The sequence below is a fragment of the Bifidobacterium sp. MSTE12 genome, assembly GCF_000513015.1.
Classification (GTDB): Bacteria; Actinomycetota; Actinomycetes; order Actinomycetales; family Bifidobacteriaceae; genus Bifidobacterium; species Bifidobacterium dentium.
Map to the genome: position 1 here is coordinate 14,951 of NZ_AZYA01000007.1, position 19,399 is coordinate 34,349.

16 protein-coding genes and 1 tRNA gene are annotated in these 19,399 nt (G+C 61.4%); 15 read left to right on the forward strand and 2 right to left on the reverse strand.

Annotated elements, in window-relative coordinates; genetic code table 11:
• The first annotated feature begins 254 nt into the window (after positions 1-254).
• The 11 genes from HMPREF1494_RS00875 to rplA all read left to right on the forward strand — a co-directional run bounded on the left by HMPREF1494_RS00875 (position 255) and on the right by rplA (position 10,964).
• Positions 255-3,038 (forward strand): Rne/Rng family ribonuclease, encoded by a 2,784-nt coding sequence (locus HMPREF1494_RS00875; RefSeq protein WP_192917624.1) that lies wholly within the window; start codon positions 255-257, stop codon positions 3,036-3,038.
• 144 nt (positions 3,039-3,182) lie between these two features.
• Positions 3,183-3,491, forward strand: coding sequence for a 50S ribosomal protein L21 (gene rplU / locus HMPREF1494_RS00880; protein WP_003837518.1), 309 nt, complete (start codon positions 3,183-3,185; stop codon positions 3,489-3,491).
• Between the two features lie 40 nt (positions 3,492-3,531).
• On the forward strand, positions 3,532-3,783 hold the full coding sequence (rpmA, locus tag HMPREF1494_RS00885) for a 50S ribosomal protein L27 (protein ID WP_003807757.1): 252 nt from the start codon (positions 3,532-3,534) through the stop codon (positions 3,781-3,783).
• Between the two features lie 98 nt (positions 3,784-3,881).
• Entirely contained in the window at positions 3,882-5,573 is a 1,692-nt protein-coding gene (gene obgE / locus HMPREF1494_RS00890; RefSeq protein ID WP_003845136.1) for a GTPase ObgE, read from the forward strand.
• A gap of 107 nt (positions 5,574-5,680) precedes the next feature.
• Positions 5,681-6,814 carry a glutamate 5-kinase gene (proB, locus tag HMPREF1494_RS00895; RefSeq protein ID WP_003837512.1) on the forward strand — a complete coding sequence of 378 codons (1,134 nt, stop codon included), beginning with the start codon at positions 5,681-5,683 and terminating at the stop codon, positions 6,812-6,814.
• Between the two features lie 84 nt (positions 6,815-6,898).
• Positions 6,899-8,122, forward strand: coding sequence for a pyridoxal phosphate-dependent aminotransferase (locus HMPREF1494_RS00900; RefSeq protein WP_034518532.1), 1,224 nt, complete (start codon positions 6,899-6,901; stop codon positions 8,120-8,122).
• Positions 8,123-8,353: 231 nt separating this feature from the next.
• Positions 8,354-8,429: transfer RNA gene (locus HMPREF1494_RS00905), tRNA-Trp, on the forward strand.
• Positions 8,430-8,461: 32 nt separating this feature from the next.
• Positions 8,462-8,689 (forward strand): preprotein translocase subunit SecE, encoded by a 228-nt coding sequence (gene secE, locus HMPREF1494_RS00910; RefSeq protein ID WP_003842708.1) that lies wholly within the window; start codon positions 8,462-8,464, stop codon positions 8,687-8,689.
• Between the two features lie 23 nt (positions 8,690-8,712).
• Entirely contained in the window at positions 8,713-9,525 is an 813-nt protein-coding gene (nusG, locus tag HMPREF1494_RS00915) for a transcription termination/antitermination protein NusG (protein WP_034518536.1), read from the forward strand.
• A 300-nt stretch (positions 9,526-9,825) separates the two neighbouring features.
• On the forward strand, positions 9,826-10,257 hold the full coding sequence (rplK, locus tag HMPREF1494_RS00920; protein ID WP_012901861.1) for a 50S ribosomal protein L11: 432 nt from the start codon (positions 9,826-9,828) through the stop codon (positions 10,255-10,257).
• Positions 10,258-10,271: 14 nt separating this feature from the next.
• Entirely contained in the window at positions 10,272-10,964 is a 693-nt protein-coding gene (gene rplA, locus HMPREF1494_RS00925; protein WP_003837505.1) for a 50S ribosomal protein L1, read from the forward strand.
• A gap of 130 nt (positions 10,965-11,094) precedes the next feature.
• On the opposite strand, the gene HMPREF1494_RS00930 is transcribed toward rplA, so the two are convergent.
• Entirely contained in the window at positions 11,095-11,874 is a 780-nt protein-coding gene (locus tag HMPREF1494_RS00930) for a PucR family transcriptional regulator (protein ID WP_034518540.1), read from the reverse strand.
• Positions 11,875-11,959: 85 nt separating this feature from the next.
• On the opposite strand from HMPREF1494_RS00930, the gene HMPREF1494_RS00935 reads away from it, so the two are divergent.
• Positions 11,960-14,023 carry a DUF6020 family protein gene (locus tag HMPREF1494_RS00935; protein ID WP_034518543.1) on the forward strand — a complete coding sequence of 688 codons (2,064 nt, stop codon included), beginning with the start codon at positions 11,960-11,962 and terminating at the stop codon, positions 14,021-14,023.
• Between the two features lie 174 nt (positions 14,024-14,197).
• The gene (locus HMPREF1494_RS00940; RefSeq protein WP_034518557.1) at positions 14,198-15,055 is read left to right on the forward strand and encodes a biotin--[acetyl-CoA-carboxylase] ligase; all 858 of its coding nucleotides are present in this window, start codon (positions 14,198-14,200) and stop codon (positions 15,053-15,055) included.
• A 79-nt stretch (positions 15,056-15,134) separates the two neighbouring features.
• Here HMPREF1494_RS00940 and HMPREF1494_RS00945 read toward each other — a convergent pair whose 3' ends face one another.
• Positions 15,135-15,716: a biotin transporter BioY gene (locus HMPREF1494_RS00945; protein ID WP_034518560.1), complete on the reverse strand. Its 582-nt coding sequence runs from the start codon at positions 15,714-15,716 to the stop codon at positions 15,135-15,137.
• A gap of 166 nt (positions 15,717-15,882) precedes the next feature.
• Here HMPREF1494_RS00945 and HMPREF1494_RS00950 point away from each other — a divergent pair, with 166 nt between their 5' ends.
• Together HMPREF1494_RS00950 and HMPREF1494_RS00955 are read left to right on the forward strand one after the other, a co-directional pair.
• Complete coding sequence (locus HMPREF1494_RS00950) at positions 15,883-17,745, forward strand: ATP-binding protein (protein ID WP_034519188.1); 1,863 nt, start codon at positions 15,883-15,885, stop codon at positions 17,743-17,745.
• Positions 17,742-19,343 carry an acyl-CoA carboxylase subunit beta gene (locus tag HMPREF1494_RS00955; RefSeq protein WP_003837494.1) on the forward strand — a complete coding sequence of 534 codons (1,602 nt, stop codon included), beginning with the start codon at positions 17,742-17,744 and terminating at the stop codon, positions 19,341-19,343. The genes HMPREF1494_RS00950 and HMPREF1494_RS00955 overlap by 4 nt, the downstream gene beginning before the upstream one ends.
• Positions 19,344-19,399: the final 56 nt, after the last annotated feature.

Below are 19,399 nucleotides of genomic sequence, written 5' to 3' on the forward strand. Positions count from 1 at the left end.
TGAATTCGGAAAATTTTCCGTTATGTCACGTCCCGTTGTTTTTTGTGTCATACTTGTAGACGGTGGTTCTGCAAACCGCCGACGCATCCGATGGCGTTGATCCCCTCGCGTGAGATTCCTTTTTGTCCGCGAGCGCCGGTGTCCGCCGTCGCATGATGAAGACTTTTGACGGAAGTTGCTTCCTACGGGCGCCAAGATGCGCGGTCACGGTGAGAGCGTGATGTGAGGACCGTACGAAGCCGTGTAAGCAGGCGATGCGATTGCAGCGTGTCGCAAGGAGCATAGTGCCCAGTAATACCAGTGAGGGCTTCGATGAGATCGAAGCCGTAGTGTCAGCAAATGCAGATTCCACCGTTCCGGCTCCGCGTCGCCGTCGTGGCGGCCGTCGTGTGGTGCGTGGCGTCGGAGCTGCGGGTGCCTCCCTTGAACTCAAGGTCGAGGAGCATGCCCCGGCCCCGTTGTTCGAGGAGCCGAAGCTGCCGGCATCCAAGCCGGAGTCCGAGGATGCGGAGTCTCGGGACGAGGCCGAGCCGGTGCGTCCGGTTCGCCGTCGCCGTCGTGCCGCGGATGCCGAGGATGAGGTCGAATCCCGTCCGGTTCGCCGTCGTCGCGCGGATGATGACGATGAACGTGATGATTATGAGGCTCCGCGTCGTCGTCGTGCCGTGGATGACGATGACGACCGTCCGGCCCGTCGTACGCGTGGCCGTCGTCGTGCCTCCGCCGACGTGGAATTCCGCGACTCGCGTGACGAGCATGGCGAGGAATCGACTGACGAACGTGCGCTGGATGCCGTTGAGATGTTGCCGGAGGGGCATGTGCAGCGTCGCGGTTCGCGTCCGATGACGTCGTTGCTGTTCCAGGAGCCGGTGCTGCCCGCCGTTCCCGCGCCCCGTGAGGATGCCGATCGGGATGATTCGCACGATGCAGATGGGTCCGTGGACGTTCAGGAGGAGCGTTCGTCGCGTCGCCGTCGCCGTCGCTCCCGTGATGCCGAGCAGGATGAGCAGAGCCGTCGTGACGAGGACGATCGCAATGATCGCAATGATGCTTCGGGAGACGATGAGGAGGGATCGTCCCATCGTTCCCGCCGTTCGCGCCGACTGAATGCGCAGGAACGTCGTGCCGCGGCGGAAGTCGAACAGATCGAAGAGGATCTGGTGCTGGATGACATCACCTACGCTCCCATCGATGACGAATCGCGCAGCGGCAAGGACGACGATGACGAGGGCGAGGCGCCGACGCGTACTCGTCGCCGTCGCCGTTCGCGCGGCAATCATGAGGATGCCGACGAACAGCAGGGTGCGGATGAGCAGTCGGGCAACCGTCGCCGTGTCCGTGATGAAGATGACGACGAGGATGGCGCCGTCACCCGTCGCCGTCGCCGTCGCCGTGGCGGGGCGAAGTCCGAGGACGCCGAGGAGCCGCTGGTCCGCCGTTCCCGCAAGCAGCAGTACATCGATGAGATCACCGATGTGGAGGGTTCCACGCGCCTTGAGGCCAAGAAGCAGCGTCGTCGCGACAACCGTCGTGAACGTAGCCGTCAGAGCCAGCTCATGGAACAGGATTTCCTGGCGCGCCGCGAGCATGTGGACCGTCTGATGGTGGTGCGTGAGCGTGAGCGCCATACGCAGATTTCCGTGATTGAGGACAACGTGCTGGTGGAGCATTACGTTTCCGACATCCAGGAGGTTGCGACCGTCGGCAACATCTATCTCGGCCGCGTGCAGAACGTGCTGCCGAGCATGGAGGCCGCGTTCGTCGACATCGGCCAGGCGCGCAACGGCGTGTTGTATGCCGGTGAGGTGAACTGGGATTCCGCCCGTCTGGAGGGCCAGCCGCGCCGTATCGAGCTCGCGTTCAAGTCGGGGGACCCGGTGCTGGTGCAGGTTACCAAGGATCCGATCGGGCATAAGGGCGCGCGCCTGACCTCACAGGTCACGTTGGCCGGCCGTTTCCTGGTGCTTGTGCCGTCCGGCGGCATGACCGGCGTGAGCCGTAAGCTCAGCGAGCGTGAACGTTCCCGTCTCAAGGGCATTGTCTCGAAGATCGCCCCGAAGGATATGGGCGTGATCATCCGTACCGCCGCCGAGGGTGCCTCCGAGGAGGCCATCACCAAGGATCTGGAAAGCCTGGTCCGCCAGTGGGAGCGTATCAGCGCCAAGCGTGACGAGTTCCTGCATGGCAAGCGTCCGAAGTTGCTGCAGGGTGAACCGGACGTGGCCATTCGCGTGGTGCGAGACATCTTCAACGACGATTTCGGCAAGATGATCGTCGAGGGCGAACGTGTGTACGGCCGTATCGAGGAGTATCTCGACACCATGGCTCCCGATCTGAAGGATAAGCTCGAGAAGTGGGATCCGGCCGAGCATGAGGGCAAGGATGTGTTCGACAAGTGGCAGATCGACTCCCAGCTTCGCAAGGGCATGGAACGTCAGGTCTATCTGCCGTCGGGCGGTTCGATCGTGATCGACCGTACCGAGGCCATGACCACCATCGACGTGAACACGGGTCGCTTCATCGGCCGCGGCAAGAGCCTCGAGGAGACGGTTACGCGCTGCAACCTCGAAGCCTCCGAAGAGATTGCGCGCCAGCTACGTCTGCGTGACATCGGCGGCATGGTGATGATCGATTTCGTCGATATGGTCATGCCGGCCAACCGCGATCTGGTGTTGCGCCGACTGGTCGAATGCCTGGCCCGCGACCGTACCAAGCATCAGGTGGCCGAAGTCACTTCGCTCGGTCTGGTGCAGATGACCCGAAAGCGTATCGGCCAGGGTCTGGTCGAGGCGTTCTCCGAGGAATGCCCGACCTGCAAGGGCCGTGGCTTCATCCTTCACGATGAGCCGACCGTGTCCGCCGACTATGACGACCCGTACGCCTTGAAGGGCGGCGATCCGTTCGTCAAGACGAACAAGCACGGTCATGGAACGGACGTACAGGTGCCGAAGGGCTCCTCGCCGGACGTGAAGGCCAAGCTCGCGCAGATCGCAGCGGCCGCCGTGGCCGCGAATAATGCGGAACCGGACGAAGAATAAGTGGTCGCGCCGGTATGTCAACCTGACACGCCGGTGGCGGACTTGCGGTTGTACGTGGGTGTGTGTAAATTAGATTGCTGGTGTCTGGCCGCGAGGCTCGAACGTGCCGGGCAGTAAGCTTTCCAAGTTAATAAAGGAACGGATATGTACGCGATTGTGAAGGCCGGCGGCCATCAGGAAAAGGTCGAGGTCGGTGACGTCATCCTCGTCAACCGTCTCAAGGCTCAGAAGGGCGAAACCGTGGAATTCCCGGTTGCTCTTGTGGTGGATGGCGCCAACGTCATCCTCGGTGCCAAGGATCTCGCCAAGCTCAGCGTCAAGGCTGAGGTGATCAACGACGAGGCCAAGGGTCCGAAGATCAACATCATGAAGTACAAGAACAAGACCGGCGTTGCTCGTCGCAAGGGCCATCGCCAGCAGCTGACCGCTGTCAAGATCACGGCTATCGCCTGATTGACGCAGGGGTTGGAGTCAAGGACCGAAAGGAACAGACATGGCACATAAGAAGGGCGCTTCCAGCTCGCGCAACGGTCGCGATTCAAACGCGCAATACCTCGGTGTGAAGAAGTTCGGCGGCGAAGCCGTCGTGGCCGGCAACATCATCGTTCGTCAGCGTGGCACCAAGTTCCACCCGGGCGAGAACGTCGGTATGGGCAAGGACCACACCCTGTTCGCCCTCAAGGACGGCAGCGTGAAGTTCGGTGTGCGTCGTGACCGCAAGGTCGTCGACGTGATTGCCGCCTGAGATACGCGCAATTAACGCTTTAGGAAGCCGCGCCCATGTGGACGCGGCTTTTCTTTTTCCTTGCCAACCCTGTCCCGCGTAACAACGAAAGTAGATACATGAGTGATTTTGTCGATCGCGTGACCGTCCACGTCAAAGGCGGCGACGGCGGTAACGGTTCCGCCGGCATCCGTAGGGAAAAATACAAGCCGTTGGCAGGTCCGAACGGCGGCAACGGCGGTAATGGCGGCTCCGTGATCTTCCTAGCCGATCAGAACGCCAACAGCCTGTTGGATTATCGTTTCATGCCGCATCGCGAGGCGGGCAGCGGCACCATGGGTCTGGGCGACACGAAGGACGGCTCCAAAGGCGCCGACCTGATTCTGCCCGTGCCCGTCGGCACCGTGATCTTCGAAGCCAAGGGGCCGCAGGGCGCACGCAAGTATCCGGGCGAACAACTCGCCGATCTGCGTCATGTGGGCGACAGGTACGTGGCCGCCGCTGGCGGCAATGGAGGCCTTGGCAACGCGGCGCTGGCCAACCGCACCCGTCGTGCCCCGGGCTTTGCGCTGTTGGGTGAACCGGGTGAGGAACGCGACGTGATCCTGGAGCTCAAGTCCATCGCCGACGTGGCGCTCGTGGGCTTCCCCTCCGCAGGCAAATCCAGCCTCATCGCCGCGATGAGTTCCGCCAAGCCGAAAATCGCCGATTATCCGTTCACCACACTGGTGCCGAATCTCGGCGTGGTCATGGCCGGCGATTCGCGTTACACCATCGCCGATGTGCCGGGTCTGATTCCGGGCGCCTCGCAGGGCAAGGGACTCGGTCTGGAATTCCTGCGTCATATCGAACGCACGGAAATCATCGCGCACGTCATCGATTGCGCGACGCTTGAACCCGACCGCGACCCGATGAGCGATTACCGGGCGCTGGAACATGAATTGGCCGAATATGCCGACAAGCTGGAATTGCCGCTGGGCGCGATTCCGATTCCGGAACGTCCGCGCATCGTCATCCTCAACAAGGTCGACATGCCGGAAGCCAAGGAACTGGCCGAATTCGTCAAGCCGGAATTCGAAGCGCTGGGACTGAAGGTCTTCATCATCTCCACCGCCTCGCATGAAGGCCTGAAGGAACTCAACTGGGCCTTGGCTGGTCTGGTGGCCGATATGCGTAAGGAAGTGGCGAAGCGCGAGCAGGCCGAAGAAGAGGCACGTGTGGTCATCAAGCCGCTCGAAGAGACGAAGAACCGCCGCCGTCGTAACGACGAAAGCGGCAGTGCGCTCGAATTCACCGTGGAACGCAAGGAATCCGGCAACGGTGACGTCTGGTACGAAGTGCTTGGCGGCAAGCCGGAGCGTTGGGTCATGCAGACCAATTTCGACAACGACGAAGCCGTGGGCTACCTTGCCGATCGCCTGGCCAAGCTGGGTGTGGAGGATGAACTGCGCCGCAAGGGTGCCAAGCCGGGAGACGAAGTGCGCATCGGACGCGGCGATCGTGCGGTGGAATTCGATTGGGACCCGACCATCGCGGCCGGTGCCGAAATGCTCGATGGCGCGCAGCTGGGCGCTCGAGGCGTGGATCTGCGACTGCAGGGGCAGGACGGGCGGACACAGCGCCGTACGAACTCCGAGCGCCGTCGCCAATACCATGAGATGATGGACGCCCGTCAGGCGGTACGTGAGGCCATGATGGCCGAACGTGCGGCCGGCCACTGGGCCGATCCTTCCGTGGATGACGACCGCCACGACGAAAACAGCCTGTTCGGACGCGGCGAATCCGCCGATACGGACGACGTGAAAGAATAGAGACCATACCAAGCCCGCTGATGTGCCGATAGCAGCACGTCGGCGGGCTTTTCAGTGGTATGCCAATGGTATTCGAGTGACCGGTACGCATAGACCGGGAGGGACATATGAACACGCCATCGCAGGCACAGGTGCGCAGGGCCATCGCTGAGGCGCAGACCATCGTGGTGAAAGTGGGCTCCAGTTCGCTGACCGAACCGAGTGGCCACCTCGATCCGGAACGATTGAACGCTTTGGTGGCGGCTTTGGCGCGGGTGCGGCTGATGGGCGGGCGTGTGGTGCTCGTGTCCTCCGGCGCCATCGCCGCAGGCTTCGGTTCGCTGGGGTTCGACGCCCGCCCGACCGACGTCGCTGACCAACAGGCCTGTGCGGCAGTGGGACAGGGACTGCTGATGGCGCAATACGAAGCCGCTTTTGCACGGTACGGCTTGCGTGTAGGGCAGATTCTCATCACCGTTTCCGATACGATCGCCCCGCAGCAGTACCGCAATGTGCGCCGAACGCTGGAACGGCTGCTCGACCTGGGTGCCGTGCCGATCATCAACGAAAACGATTCCCTGGCCTCCAATGAGATTCGCTTCGGCGACAATGACCGGCTGTCCGCGTTGATCGCCAATATCGTGGTCGCCGATGCCCTGGTGCTGCTCACCGACGTGGACGCGTTGTATACCGCACCGCCGAGTGAGCCGGAATCCAAGCGCATCGCGTACGTGCCGAATGTGGAGGACGCTTTGGAAAAGGTGCAGGTCGGCGGAACCGGCTCGAACGTCGGTACCGGCGGTATGGTCACCAAGATGGAGGCCGCGCGCGTGGCGGCCGTCTCCGGCATCCCGTCCGTACTCACCTGCGCCGCCAATGCCGGACCGGCCATGATGGGCGATCCGGTGGGCACGGCATTCGCGCCGATTCACGACCGCGGATCGTCGCGCCGACTGTGGATCGGCTTTGCGGCACATCCATTCGGCACGTTGGTGGCCGACGCGGGCGCCGCCAAGGCCGTACGCGGAGGAGCGGCCAGTCTGCTCGCCGCGGGCGTGTTGGAGGTCAGAGGCGAGTTCGCCGCGGGAGACGCCGTATGGATCGACGACGAGGCCGGCAACCATCTGGCCAAGGGTCTGGCCGGCTTCGATTCCGAGGAAATCCCACAGATGCTTGGACGCAATACCGCTCAGCTCAAGCGGTTCCTGGGAGAGGAATACGCGCATCCGCTCGTACACCGTGACAATCTCGTACTCGTCTGAAGCCGACCGCACGCCGGGTATGCCGGCGCGGCCCCCGCATGACGCGTGTCGCGAGGGTTCCGTTTTTCGTGTGGCGGGTCTAGCATGACAGACATGACTATGGCTGACTGGCAGACTCTTTCCGACCGTATCAATCGCGTGGCTCCGAGCGCCACCCTAGCCGTCGATTCCAAGGCAAAGGCGATGAAGGCCGCCGGCATCGACGTCATCGGGTTCGGCGCAGGCGAGCCGAACTTCCCGACCCCCGCACCGATCGTCGCGGCCGCGGCCTGCGCGGTGCAGGATCCCAAGAACTATCGGTACACGCCGACTGCGGGCCTGCCGGAACTGCGCAAGGCAATCGCCGACAAGGTGTCGCGCGATTCCGGCTATGAAGTCGACCCGAGTCAGGTCGTCGTGACCAACGGAGGCAAGCAGGCCGTCTACGAAGCCTTCCAGATCCTGCTCGACGAAGGAGACGAGGTCATCATCCCCGCCCCGTACTGGACCAGCTATCCGGAGGCCGTGAAGCTGGCCGGCGGCGTACCCGTCGAGGTATTCGCCGGCGCCGACCGCAACTTCGAACCGGATATCGACGCCATCGAAGCGGCGCGCACCGAACGCACCAAGGCCATCATCGTGACCACGCCGAATAATCCGACGGGTGCCGTATGGAAGCCGGAAACCGTCAAGGCCATCGGCGAATGGGCCTTGGAGCACCATGTATGGGTCATCTCCGACGAAATCTATGAGCATCTCAACTATGACGGTGCGAAGACCACGTACATCGGTGCCGTGGTGCCGGAAGTGCGTGGCCAGCTGCTCGTGCTCAACGGCGTGGCCAAGACCTACGCCATGCCGGGCTGGCGTGTCGGCTGGATGGTCGCTCCGGCGGAAGTGGCCAAGGCCGCCTCCAAGCTGCAGGGTCATATGACCTCCAACGTGAACAACATCTCCCAGCGTGCCGCCATCGAAGCCGTTTCCGGCCCGCTTGACGCCGTCTACGACATGCGTGCCGCGTTCGACAAGCGCCGCCGGACCATCGTGACGGCACTGAACGACATCGAAGGCGTGAACTGCCCAACCCCGACGGGTGCGTTCTACGCGTTCGCCGATGTGACCGCATTGCTGAACAGGCCGCTCGGCCCGAACAGGACCGTGTTCGCCGATACCGCCGAACTGGCCGCGGCCCTGCTTGACGAAGGCCATGTCGCCGCCGTGCCGGGTGAGGCGTTCGGTGCTCCCGGCTACCTTCGCTTCTCCTACGCCTTGGCTGACGACGACCTCGTCGAAGGCATGAAGCGCATGAAGGCATGGGCGGAGGCATAGGCGGACGGCCCGATACCGTTGACTGGAAAATGGATTCGCACCCCGGTGACATGCCGAGGTGCGAATCTTTTTTCGTTGGAAAATAGCGGTTTTTTGACTGTTGATGGAAAAACGATTGGACGAAGTCGCAATTACCCGCTACTATTTCAACTTGGCGGTTTTGCCGTTTACTTCTTGCGTGGTTTTTCGCATAAAATCCTCGCCGGCAAGTAGAAATGGCAGAGTACACCTAGGGAAGTGGCGCAATTGGTAGCGCAACGGTCTCCAAAACCGTAGGTTGTGGGTTCGAGTCCCGCCTTCCCTGCCAAGTTCTTACAACAAGCCAAGCGGAGGATCATAATGGCGAAGGCAAGCAATCGCGAAAAGGCCGTCAAGCCGAACATCTTCATGCGCATTGGTTTGTTCATCAAGCAGATTATCGACGAACTCCGCAAGGTAGTGACCCCGACCAGCAAAGAGCTGTTCTTCTGGGCCCTCGCCGTGTTTATCTTCGTGCTGTTCCTGATGGCACTGGTCACCGGCATGGACTTCGGTCTGGGCAAGCTCACGTTGTGGATCTTCGGCTGACAGACACGTGAAGGTGAAGGTGCATGACTGACGAAGTGATTTTCGACAACCTCGACGAAGCTCCCGAGGCTACCGAAGAGGCTGTGGCTGCCGTTGAGGCGTTGCCGGAGGCTGGGGAGACCGAGGTCTCCGAGGAACCGGCCGCCGAGGAAACCGCCGAGCAGATCGAAACCGAAACCTCTACCGATGCCGCCGTTGAATCCGAACAGGATGAGCGTGATGCAGGTACCAAGGCAGTCGAGGAATTCTCGAAGAATCTGCGCACGCTTGAGGGCAAGTGGTACGTGTTGCACACCTACTCCGGCTATGAGAAGCGCGTGAAGACCAACGTTGAATCCCGCGTGGCCAGCTTTGGCTTGGAAGACAAGATCTTCCAGATCGAAGTGCCGATGGAAGAGGTCGAGAAGCACACCGAAAAGGGCAAGAAGATCATCACCCGCGTGCGTGTTCCCGGCTATGTGCTGATCCGCATGCTTCCTGATGAGAACGCCCGTCGCATCGTGCGCGAGACCGAAGGCGTCACCGGCTTCGTCGGACCGACCAAGGAACCGGCGCCGCTGTCGCGCAAGGAAGTCGTATCCATGATGGCCCCGATGATCGCCTCCGAGGCGCTCAAGAAGGCTGGCGACAAGCCGGCCGCGGCCAAGAAGCGTACCCTCGAGGTCTCCTACGCCGTCGGCGATCAGGTCACCGTCACCGATGGTCCGTTCACCACCATGGCCGCCGTTGTCTCCGACGTGGAGCCGACCACCCAGAAGCTCACCGTGCTCGTGTCCATCTTTGGTCGTGACACTCCGGTGGAGTTGGGCTTCAACCAGGTTGAAAAGCTCGCCTGACGTCCCGTGACGGTGTGCCTTGACGTCACACATGTTCCGGAAGTCGGGAATCAATCGTGAGGAACCTGAAACTTCGAACCCCGCAGCGATGCGGGGTTCTTCGGTATTCACGCAATGTCGCAACGCAATGTCGTGGCGGGTAGGCATAATGGGAAAGCTTGTGTCTGGAGGGTTTCGTATGCCCGAAACGAGCTCGTGGCCCGCTAGCACAGCACAGCAATATACGTTGCGGAAGGAACCGGTTATGGGAAACCACATCCGGTGCCGCTAACACCGCTTCATAGAAAGAAGAACCATACAATGGCTCCTAAGAAGAAAGTCTCGGCGCTGATCAAGCTCCAGATTCAGGCCGGCAAGGCCAATCCGGCCCCGCCGCTGGGCCCGGCTCTGGGTTCCCATGGCGTGAACATCATGGACTTCTGCAAGGCATACAATGCCCAGACGCAGGACAAGATGGGTCAGGTCATCCCTGTCGAGATCACCGTCTACGAAGATCGTTCCTTCACCTTCATCCTGAAGACCCCGCCGGCGGCAGCTCTGCTGAAGAAGGCCGCGGGCATCCAGAAGGGTACCGAGAACCCGCTGACCCACAAGGTCGGCTCCGTCACCAAGGCTCAGGTCCGTGAGATCGCCGAAATCAAGATGGCCGATCTGTCTGCACGTGACGTCGAAGCCGGCATGAAGATCATCGAGGGCACCGCCCGCTCGATGGGTATCACGGTTACCGACTGAGAGGAGAAGGACAAATGGTAAAGCGTTCCAAGAAGTATCGCGAAGCGGCCGAAAAGGTCGATAGCAACAACCTTTACACCGCCAACGAAGCCATCGCTCTCCTCAAGAGCATGCCGGAGTACAACTTCGACCAGACCGTTGAAGCCGTGCTGCGCCTGAACGTGGATCCGCGCAAGGCCGATCAGCTGGTTCGCGGTTCCGTGAACCTGCCGAACGGCACCGGTAAGACCGCCAAGGTCCTCGTCTTCGCCCGTGGCCCGAAGGCCACCGAGGCTCTCGAGGCCGGCGCCGACATCGTCGGTGACGACGACCTCGTCGAGAAGGTCGCCGGCGGCTTCCTTGACTTCGATTCCGTCGTGGCCACCCCGGACATGATGGGCAAGGTCGGCCGTCTCGGCCGCGTGCTCGGCCCGCGTGGCCTGATGCCGAACCCGAAGACCGGTACCGTGACCATGGATGTCACCAAGGCCATCAAGGACATCAAGGGCGGCAAGGTCGACTTCCGTGTCGATAAGAACGGCAACCTGAGCTTCCTCATCGGCAAGCTCTCCTTCACCGAGCAGGCTCTGGAAGAGAACTTCAAGGCTATCGCCGACGAAGTCAAGCGTCTGAAGCCGTCCACCGTGAAGGGCCGTTACGTTACCAAGGCGACCATCACCTCCACGATGAACCCGGGCGTCCCGGTCGATCCGGCGATTCTCGCCTGATTGCACGCCTGGCTGTAATCAACGCCTGACAAGACCCGCACCTGTCGATTGACGGATGCGGGTCTTGTCGTATGCGGAACCATGCGGAATCAGGAGGGATGGATTCCGAACAGCCGCAATCGAGTGCGGCTCAGTGCTCACGCATGCGGCCGATGGCAAGAGCGGTGGTGAGCACATAGGCGTCGCGCGGGTCGGTGGCATCCCAGCCGGTGGTCTCCGCGGCGCGCTTGAGTCGGTAACGCACCGTGTTCGGGTGCACATTAAGCTCCTTGGCGGTATTCTCCAACGAACTGCCGTACCTGAGGAACGTGGAGACCGTCAGATAGGTCGGGTCATCGGGATTGTCGCCGCGCAATACACGGTAAACGTTCCGATACAGTTCTTCGCGGGCGTAATCGTCACCCAGCAGCGCACGTTCCGGCAGCAGTTCATCCGCACGCAACGGGCGCGACTGCGTCGATAGGGCCGGTGCCGCCTGCAATGAGAACAACGTCTCCCGCAGGGCATGCGAGGCACCGGCGACACCGGAACGTACCGGACTCAGATACACGGAATCGGATTCGGCGAATGCCGGCATCACCGAAGTGCAGGTGACCTCCGGAGTGGCCGCGCCAATCTGCCGCACCAACATCAGCAGAAAACTGCCGTATGTGCCAATAATCGCGTTCTCACCGCCTAAATCGCGTACGGACTTGCGGGCGGCCAGAGAAGCGGCCATCGGATTGGAAGCCGGCACCCCGCCGATGGCGAAGCAGTCGAATGCGCCGCGCCATGCGAGCACATTCAGCAACGAAGTGACGCGTTCGTCGGCGATGCCGTTCATCAGGCATTCGAATGCGAGCCGTTCGATGGTGGAATCGTCGGTATGACCTGACAGCAGGTCAAGAATGTCAGCCTGATCGGAATTCATACTCGTCAAGTCTAGTCGGTGACGCCATGAATTGCGGTGGGTCGCGTGCGACGGGTGCATCGCGCATTCGGGCCGTAACGGTAATATGCCGGATATGACCGAAGTACGAAAATCCAGGAGCCGTGGTGCGCGACTCTCCGGCTTCTGCCGTTGGACGCTGGCCGTATTGGCATGTCTGTGGCTGGCATGGTGCTGCGCCATCGGGCCGCTGTACTGGTACAACGTGGGATTGGACGGCTTCGGCTGGGCCAACATGCTGATTCTGGCGCTTTCCTTCGCCGTGTTTTTCGCCATCGTCGTGGCACTGGTCAGATTCGGACGGGGCCAGCGCGTACTGCCGAGGTATTTCACACGACGGCATGAGCGGCTGCATGAAGAAGTCGAGGGCACGCCGACCACCATTCTCGGCATCGTGCTGAAGCATGTGCACGATGCCGCGCATAGCCGTCCGGGGCGTGCCGTGCATGCCGTGGTCATCTGGGTCGGACGCAAGCTGACGCGTTGCACCGACTGCTGGTGGAAGCTCATGCTGGTGTTCGTGATCGGCTGGCTGTGGATTCCGACCACATTGCTGGCTGCGTACGGTGCCGACATCCGTTCGCAGATCCGTGAGTTCAGCTGGGCCTGGAACCAGTGGACCGGGCTCAAACAGCCGTATATCGGTTTCTTCTCGTTCGTGCCGATGGACATCTATCCGACCGCGCACTACATGTGGCCTGCGAACCCGACCTATCTGACCGATCAGCACAATATCGTGCTGACGGTGTTCTACGGCGCCGTAGCCGCAATCTCACGCTATTTCACGGATTCCAATGATGCGGGCATCGTGACGCTGGCGGCGTTGCAGTGGCTGTTCGCCGCCTTCTGCTGCGCGGCCACCGCGAACCGTTTTTTCAACCTGCCTTGGCGCAGACTTGGCGTCGGTTCCTTCGATTTTTCCCATCCGGAACGTCATGACTGTTGGAATCAGCGTGATTTCATGCATCCGGAAGCCGGTGTGGTCGCGCGCCCCTCCCGTTTGCGCGCCGGTGCGAAGACGCGTTTCGTGATACTGCTGTTCTTCATGGTGTGCCCGTTGGCCGTGTTCGCCACGATCTCACTGACCAAGTCGCCACTGTTCGCCTTCGCGTTCGTATGGTGGTTCGGGGTGTGGTACGAACTGCATATGACACATATCAAGGCATTGCCGACCATCAACGGCAAGCCGACGCGACTGCGCAAGCGTTCCATGCTCGCATTCTTCATGTCGAGCGTGGTGATGCTGATCAGCGCGAAATACGCCTGGTACATCATCGTGCTGGCGTTGATCCTGGCGTTGCTGAACGACCGCAAGCGCTGGAAGACCTATGTGGTCACCCTGCTGCTGCCGACCGTGCTCATCCATGGCGGCATCGTATTCCTCGCGGATTCCGGTGCGATCATCAGCGGTGACCCCATCGAAAGCCGAGGCATTCAGCTGCAGCAGATCGCGCGCGTGGCGAAATACAATCCACAGGGCATTCCGGCGGACGCGGCCTCGAAGCTCGAGCCGATCTTCAACCTCGACCAAATGGCCGACGCATATTACCAGCAGGACGCCGACCCGGTGAAATCCTCCGGCATCCAATCCAAAAAGGTGAGCTACAAGTGGCGCACCGTCACCAAAGAGGACATGGAGAACTTCAACAAGGCGTGGCTGGAAATCGTCAAGGCGAATCCAGTGATTGCGCTGGACGCCTTCTTCGCCGAATGCTTCGGCTACTTCGATGTGACCGACCTGCCATACGTCTCGATGGACTATTACGTGAACAACGATTATGTGCAGGAAGATAACGACTGGATTCACCTGTACAACCATGAGTGGCGCGACAAAGTGGCCGACTTCGCCAAACAGTGGGGGAAAATCCCGGTGTTCGGCTGGTTGGTGCATGGCAACCTGTATGTGACGCTCACGCTACTGATCGGTGCGGCCGAGGTGGTGCTGCGTCGCTGGCGTTCGTTGTCGTGGCATCTGCCGTTGCTACTGCTCATGGGCGTGATGATCACCGCGCCGGCGAATAATTTCGAGCGTCACATGCTGCCCGTCGCCTTCGTGTTCGGGTTCCTTTGCTTGCAGTTCTGGCGTGAGTCGCGCCGGCAACGGCATACGGCGATGCCGACCGGCTCCTGATGTCTCCTAAAGGGCTACCTGCCCGCCGTGTGAGCGCTTTCACGCGGTGAGGGCGTCGGAGGTTTGCCGCTGGGTGTGATAGCCGCTATTTTCCAACGGTCTGTTTTTGGGTTAGGTTTGAAGCCGTGCGAAGATGCTCACACGGCGGGCAGATAGCATGTCAGGGGGTATTGGATGGGATTGATGGATTCGGCGTTGACGATGCCGGGCACCTGTGTTGCGGCCGATTGCGTGTTGTCCTTGGATTCGGTGGGCTCTACCAACACCTACGCCGCCGATTTGGTGCGCTCCGGTGAACTGTACGGTGATGCTCGGCGTGGAGGTGAGATCGCCGTGGTGTGTGCCGATGCGCAGACCGCCGGCCGAGGTCGCCTCGACCACCGATGGACCAGTAGGCCGGGGGAGTCGTTCACCGTCAGTTTCGTGGTGAACGTGCCCGTGTCGATCGTGCGCGACGCATCGATCGGCGGTTGGTTGCAGATGATCGCCGGATTGGCCGTACTGGAGGCGATTCGCGGGGCTTGCCCGCACCGGAGCGCCGAGCCGCAGCTCAAATGGCCGAACGACATCGTTGTCGGCGGCAGGAAACTTGGGGGCATTCTCGCCGAAATGGTGCCGATTCCCGATTGCGGCGAACGTGTGGCGATCGTGTTCGGCGTTGGCCTGAACCTCAACGTTCCCGTCGACCGTTTGCCTACGGAGAACTCAATCTCCCTGCAGATGCTCGCAAGCGACCTGCCGGACCCAACCGCCTTGCGGGATGAATTGGCCGCCCGAATAGTGCGAGATCTCAGGTTGCGTCTAACCGATTTCGAGGCCGACCCTCAGCGCGAGGCCAAACGTTGCCTGGAAGCCATGAATGTGGTCTGTTGGACCTTGGGCAAGCCCTGTGAAGCGCATTTCACCGACGGTTCCGCCCTTCAAGGCCGGGCGATCGCCCTTAACCCTGATGCCTCCCTCACCATTCGGGATCGATTTGGGGCGCTTCACCGAGTCACCACCGCCGACGTGGGCGTACTCCAAAACCGGTGATTCGACGAACGGAAGGCGTATCATGCCCTCACGGTGAGGTGAAGGGCGGCATGCGTCAATGGGTGATGCGTTCCGGTCCCTACCGAAGCTTCGCCAATCCGGCAGCCACCGCCGAGGCGACGACGGCCTTGATGACGTCGCCGAACACGAAGCCCATGGAAGCGACGGCCACGACCGGCAGGGATACGCTCGTGACGGCGGACTGAATGATGAATCCGAAGAGATAGTCCACGGCGACGCAACCCACCAAGGCCGCGCCGCAATACCGTGCCGCGGTCAGCATGCCGCCTTTGGTCGAGTCGGTGCGCGCTTCGCCCTTGAGCAGAGAGGTGATGACGGCGGCGGGCAGGAATCCGAGCAGGAACCCGGCGCTCGGTCCGACCAGCGCCAGGGTGGAGGCGCCACCGGCGAATACCGGCAGTCCGAGGGCGCCGGCGGCCAGATACAGGGCGATGGCTGCGCCGGCCTGCCGCCAAGGCAGCATGAGGGCGGCGAGCATGATCACAAAGGTCTGCAGAGTGATGGGCACCGGGGTGCCGGGTACGGGAATTTCGCCGGCGGCGGAAGCGGCCCATAGCAGGAGCGCAAACAGCACCGGTTTGAATATGGAGCCGAATTTGCCGTTGGACAGCGATTTGATGGTAAGGATTGCGTGGTGCATGAAATCTCCTTGAAATAGCGACGAAAGGACGTGATTCGTCAACCGACGGGCTTAATCGTAGAAAAATGAAGTTACGACTACGTTTGTGGAGCCGTACAAAAAGACCGCGTCACTTTTGTGGAAAACGAGTGTTCGTGCAGCCGCAAAAGCGAGCAATGTTGACAACATGCCTAAAAACGTCAACACACTCTTGGTGGCCAATCGTGGTGAGATTGCGCTACGTGTAGTGCGCACCGCCCGCGAAATGGGGATTCCCACGGTGGCGGTGTATGCCGAACAGGACCGTCATGCGCAATATGTGCAGATGGCCGATGACGCGTATCTGCTGTCGGGCGACACCTACAAAGACACGTATCTCAACGAGGATCTGTTCATCGACATTCTGCACCGCAGCGGCGCCGATGCGGTGCATCCGGGTTATGGCTTCCTTTCCGAGGTGGCGAGTTTCGCGCAGAAGGTGATCGATGCCGGCGCGACATGGGTCGGCCCGAATCCGAAGGCGCTGGTCGATCTGGGAGACAAGATCACCGCACGGCGAGTGGCGACCTTCGCCAAGGTCCCGCCGGTGCCGGGCATCTCGCATTCGATTTCCGACATGCGCCTGCTGCTCGACTTCGCGCATACGCACGGCTATCCGCTGATGTTGAAGCGCACCGACGGCGGTGGCGGCCGCGGCATCACGCTGGTGCGCAACGACGATGAGCTTCGCGGATTCTACATGAATCATGATGCGCTGCAGGGCGGCGACCTGAACGAATACTTCGTGGAACGCTTCATCGACAAGGGCCGTCATGTGGAGACGCAGTGCGGCCGCGATACGCATGGCAACTTCACCGTGTATTCCACGCGCGACTGCTCCGTGCAACGCCGCAATCAAAAGCTGGTCGAAGAGGCCCCGGCGCCGTTCCTGCCCGACACCGTGATGGAACAGCTCGCCCGTTACTCCCGCAACCTGTTCGAAGCCGTGGGCTACGTGGGTCTGGGCACCTGCGAATTCATGGTGACCGAACAGGGCAAGGTGTACTTCCTGGAGGTCAATCCGCGTCTGCAAGTCGAACATACCGTCAGTGAGGAGGTATGCGGGCTTGACCTGGTGCGCGAGCAGCTGACGATTGCGAACGGCGGTGAACTGACGGTGGAGCATCCGATTCGAGGCCATAGCTTCGAGCTGCGCCTCACCTGCGAGGATCCGGCCAAGAACCTGACGCCGAGCTCCGGCACGCTCACCGCGTTGCGTTGGCCGTCCGGTCCGGGCATCCGCGTGGATTCCGGTGTGCTTGAAGGCGACACCATTTCGCCGAAGTTCGATTCGATGATGGGCAAGCTCGTCGTTACCGCCTCCGATCGGGCGAACGCCGTGGCCCGCGTGCGTCGTGCGTTGGAGGAGCTGAGCATCGAGGGCGTACCGACGCCGGTCAGCCTGTTCGAACGAATCTTCAACGATGATGAATTCACCGCCGAGCATGGTGCCGCGTATGACGTGAGCACGAAGTGGCTGGAACGTAAGTACCTCAATAAGGAGGCCGCCTCCTCGCACGGCGGTCAGCCGGCCTCGCTGAGCGGTGCCGCCGACGAAGGCAAGGATATCGAATCCAGCGAGACCTTCGTGATCGAAGTCAACAACCACAGGGTGTCGCTGACGGTACCGACCGACATCGTGGCGAACCTGACCGGTTCGGCCAAGGCCCGCGACGCCAAACGTGCCATCCAGCCGCTGCGTGGGCAGGGTCTGCATCACGTCAAACGGGGCCCGCAGGCCAGCGAAGGGCAGTCCGGCATCATTGCCTCGCCGATGCAGGCCGTGGTCACGCGCATCAACGTGGCCGAGGGGCAGGAGGTCGCCAAGGGCGATCTGCTGGTGGTGCTCGAATCCATGAAGATGGAGAACTACGTGTACGCGCCGGTCAAGGGCACGGTAACGAAGATCTTCGTCGGTCCGGCCAACGGCGTGGAGGCGGGGGAGACGCTGCTCACCATCAACGTGGCGGGTACAACCCCCGAATCCAAGGACGAGGAGGCCGAGCAATGACCGATATTCTCACCAGCCCGGCCGTGCAGGATGCCGTGGATCATGTCGAAGGCTCGCAGCCGATCCGTCCCGCGGTGTTGCGTGCCGCGCAGCTTGCGCACGAGGCGGAGGACCATGCCCGCGACCGTCAGCATGTCAAAGGCAAGCTGACCGCCCGCGAACGGCTCGATCTGCTGCTCGATACCGGCACTTTCGAGGAAATCGGCAGATTCTGCGGCGGCGACATCAACGGAGGTCAGGCGGGTGCCGCCGTCATCACCGGCTTCGGCGAGATCCACGGCCGCAAAGTGGCCGTCTATGCGCAGGACTTCTCCGTCAAGGGCGGCACATTGGGCGTGGCCGAAGGTCGTAAGATCTGCCGGCTGATGGATCAGGCACTGAATCTCAAGGTGCCGATCATCGCATTGATCGATTCCGGCGGCGCGCGCATCCAGGAGGGCGTGGCCGCGCTCACGCAGTACGGTCACCTGTTCACGAAGACCTGCGAGGCAAGCGGATTCGTACCACAGCTTTCGCTGATTCTCGGTCCGTGCGCCGGTGGTGCCGTGTACTGCCCGGCGTTGACCGATCTGATCATCATGACTCGCGAGAACTCCAACATGTTCGTCACCGGTCCGGATGTGGTCAAGGCGGCCACCGGCGAGGTGATCAGCATGGAGGATCTGGGTGGCGGCCATGTGCACAACACCACCTCCGGCGTGGCCCACTATCTGGGCGAGGATGAGGCCGATGCAATCGACTATGCGCGCACGGTGCTCGCCTACCTGCCGTCGAACTCCGATCTCACGCCGCCGACCTACGCGTATGCGGCGACCAGGGCCGACCGGGACGTAGCCAGAAGGCTTGCCGACGTCGTACCGGAAAACGACCGGCAGCCCTACGACGTGCTCGATGTGATCCGTTGCGTCGTGGACTATGGCGAATTCGTGCAGGTGCATGAGCTGTTCGCCTGTTCCGCAGTGGTCGGCTTCGCCTGCATCGACGGGCATCCGGTGGGAATCGTGGCCAACCAGCCGAATGTCAATGCGGGCATCCTCGATGTGGACTCCTCCGAAAAGGTGGCGCGATTCGTGCGTCTATGCGATGCGTTCAACCTGCCGGTCATCACGTTCGTGGATACACCCGGCTACAAGCCGGGTGCGCAGCAGGAGCATGCAGGCATCATCCGCCGTGGTGCGAAAGTGATCTATGCCTACGCCAATGCGCAGGTGCCGCTCGTCACCGTGATTCTGCGCAAGGCCTTCGGCGGCGCCTACATCGTGATGGGTTCCAAGTCGATTGGCGCGGATCTCAACTATGCATGGCCGTCCAGCCAGATCGCAGTGCTCGGTGCCACCGGTGCGGTGAACATCATCCATCGCAAAGACCTGCAGAAAGCCAAGGATTCCGGCAAGGACGTGGAGGCGCTCAGGGCCAAATACACGGCCGAGTACGAACGCACCACCGTCAATGCGAACCTGTCGCTGGAAATGGGCGAGATCGACGCGATGATCGATCCCGAGCAGACCCGCGAAACCATCGTCGACGCGTTGCGACTGCTCGCCAGCAAGAAGCGCGCCCGCAAAACCACCAAGCATCACGGCAATCAGCCACTCTGACCCCTGTAACGCTGCCCCTGGTAGGGGAGCATCAACGAAGTTTTTGCAATAGAAGT

What these genes read in the sequence shown, in the direction of transcription:
- HMPREF1494_RS00945 (WP_034518560.1), bottom strand. Translation starts at nt 15,716, where the DNA reads ATGCACCACGCAATCCTTACCATCAAATCGCTGTCCAACGGCAAATTC.
- rplA (WP_003837505.1), top strand. Translation starts at nt 10,272, where the DNA reads ATGGTAAAGCGTTCCAAGAAGTATCGCGAAGCGGCCGAAAAGGTCGAT.
- nusG (WP_034518536.1), top strand. Translation starts at nt 8,713, where the DNA reads ATGACTGACGAAGTGATTTTCGACAACCTCGACGAAGCTCCCGAGGCT.
- rplK (WP_012901861.1), top strand. Translation starts at nt 9,826, where the DNA reads ATGGCTCCTAAGAAGAAAGTCTCGGCGCTGATCAAGCTCCAGATTCAG.
- rplU (WP_003837518.1), top strand. Translation starts at nt 3,183, where the DNA reads ATGTACGCGATTGTGAAGGCCGGCGGCCATCAGGAAAAGGTCGAGGTC.
- HMPREF1494_RS00935 (WP_034518543.1), top strand. Translation starts at nt 11,960, where the DNA reads ATGCCGGATATGACCGAAGTACGAAAATCCAGGAGCCGTGGTGCGCGA.
- obgE (WP_003845136.1), top strand. Translation starts at nt 3,882, where the DNA reads ATGAGTGATTTTGTCGATCGCGTGACCGTCCACGTCAAAGGCGGCGAC.
- HMPREF1494_RS00940 (WP_034518557.1), top strand. Translation starts at nt 14,198, where the DNA reads ATGGGATTGATGGATTCGGCGTTGACGATGCCGGGCACCTGTGTTGCG.
- proB (WP_003837512.1), top strand. Translation starts at nt 5,681, where the DNA reads ATGAACACGCCATCGCAGGCACAGGTGCGCAGGGCCATCGCTGAGGCG.
- secE (WP_003842708.1), top strand. Translation starts at nt 8,462, where the DNA reads ATGGCGAAGGCAAGCAATCGCGAAAAGGCCGTCAAGCCGAACATCTTC.
- rpmA (WP_003807757.1), top strand. Translation starts at nt 3,532, where the DNA reads ATGGCACATAAGAAGGGCGCTTCCAGCTCGCGCAACGGTCGCGATTCA.
- HMPREF1494_RS00875 (WP_192917624.1), top strand. Translation starts at nt 255, where the DNA reads ATGCGATTGCAGCGTGTCGCAAGGAGCATAGTGCCCAGTAATACCAGT.
- HMPREF1494_RS00955 (WP_003837494.1), top strand. Translation starts at nt 17,742, where the DNA reads ATGACCGATATTCTCACCAGCCCGGCCGTGCAGGATGCCGTGGATCAT.
- HMPREF1494_RS00950 (WP_034519188.1), top strand. Translation starts at nt 15,883, where the DNA reads ATGCCTAAAAACGTCAACACACTCTTGGTGGCCAATCGTGGTGAGATT.
- HMPREF1494_RS00930 (WP_034518540.1), bottom strand. Translation starts at nt 11,874, where the DNA reads ATGAATTCCGATCAGGCTGACATTCTTGACCTGCTGTCAGGTCATACC.
- HMPREF1494_RS00900 (WP_034518532.1), top strand. Translation starts at nt 6,899, where the DNA reads ATGACAGACATGACTATGGCTGACTGGCAGACTCTTTCCGACCGTATC.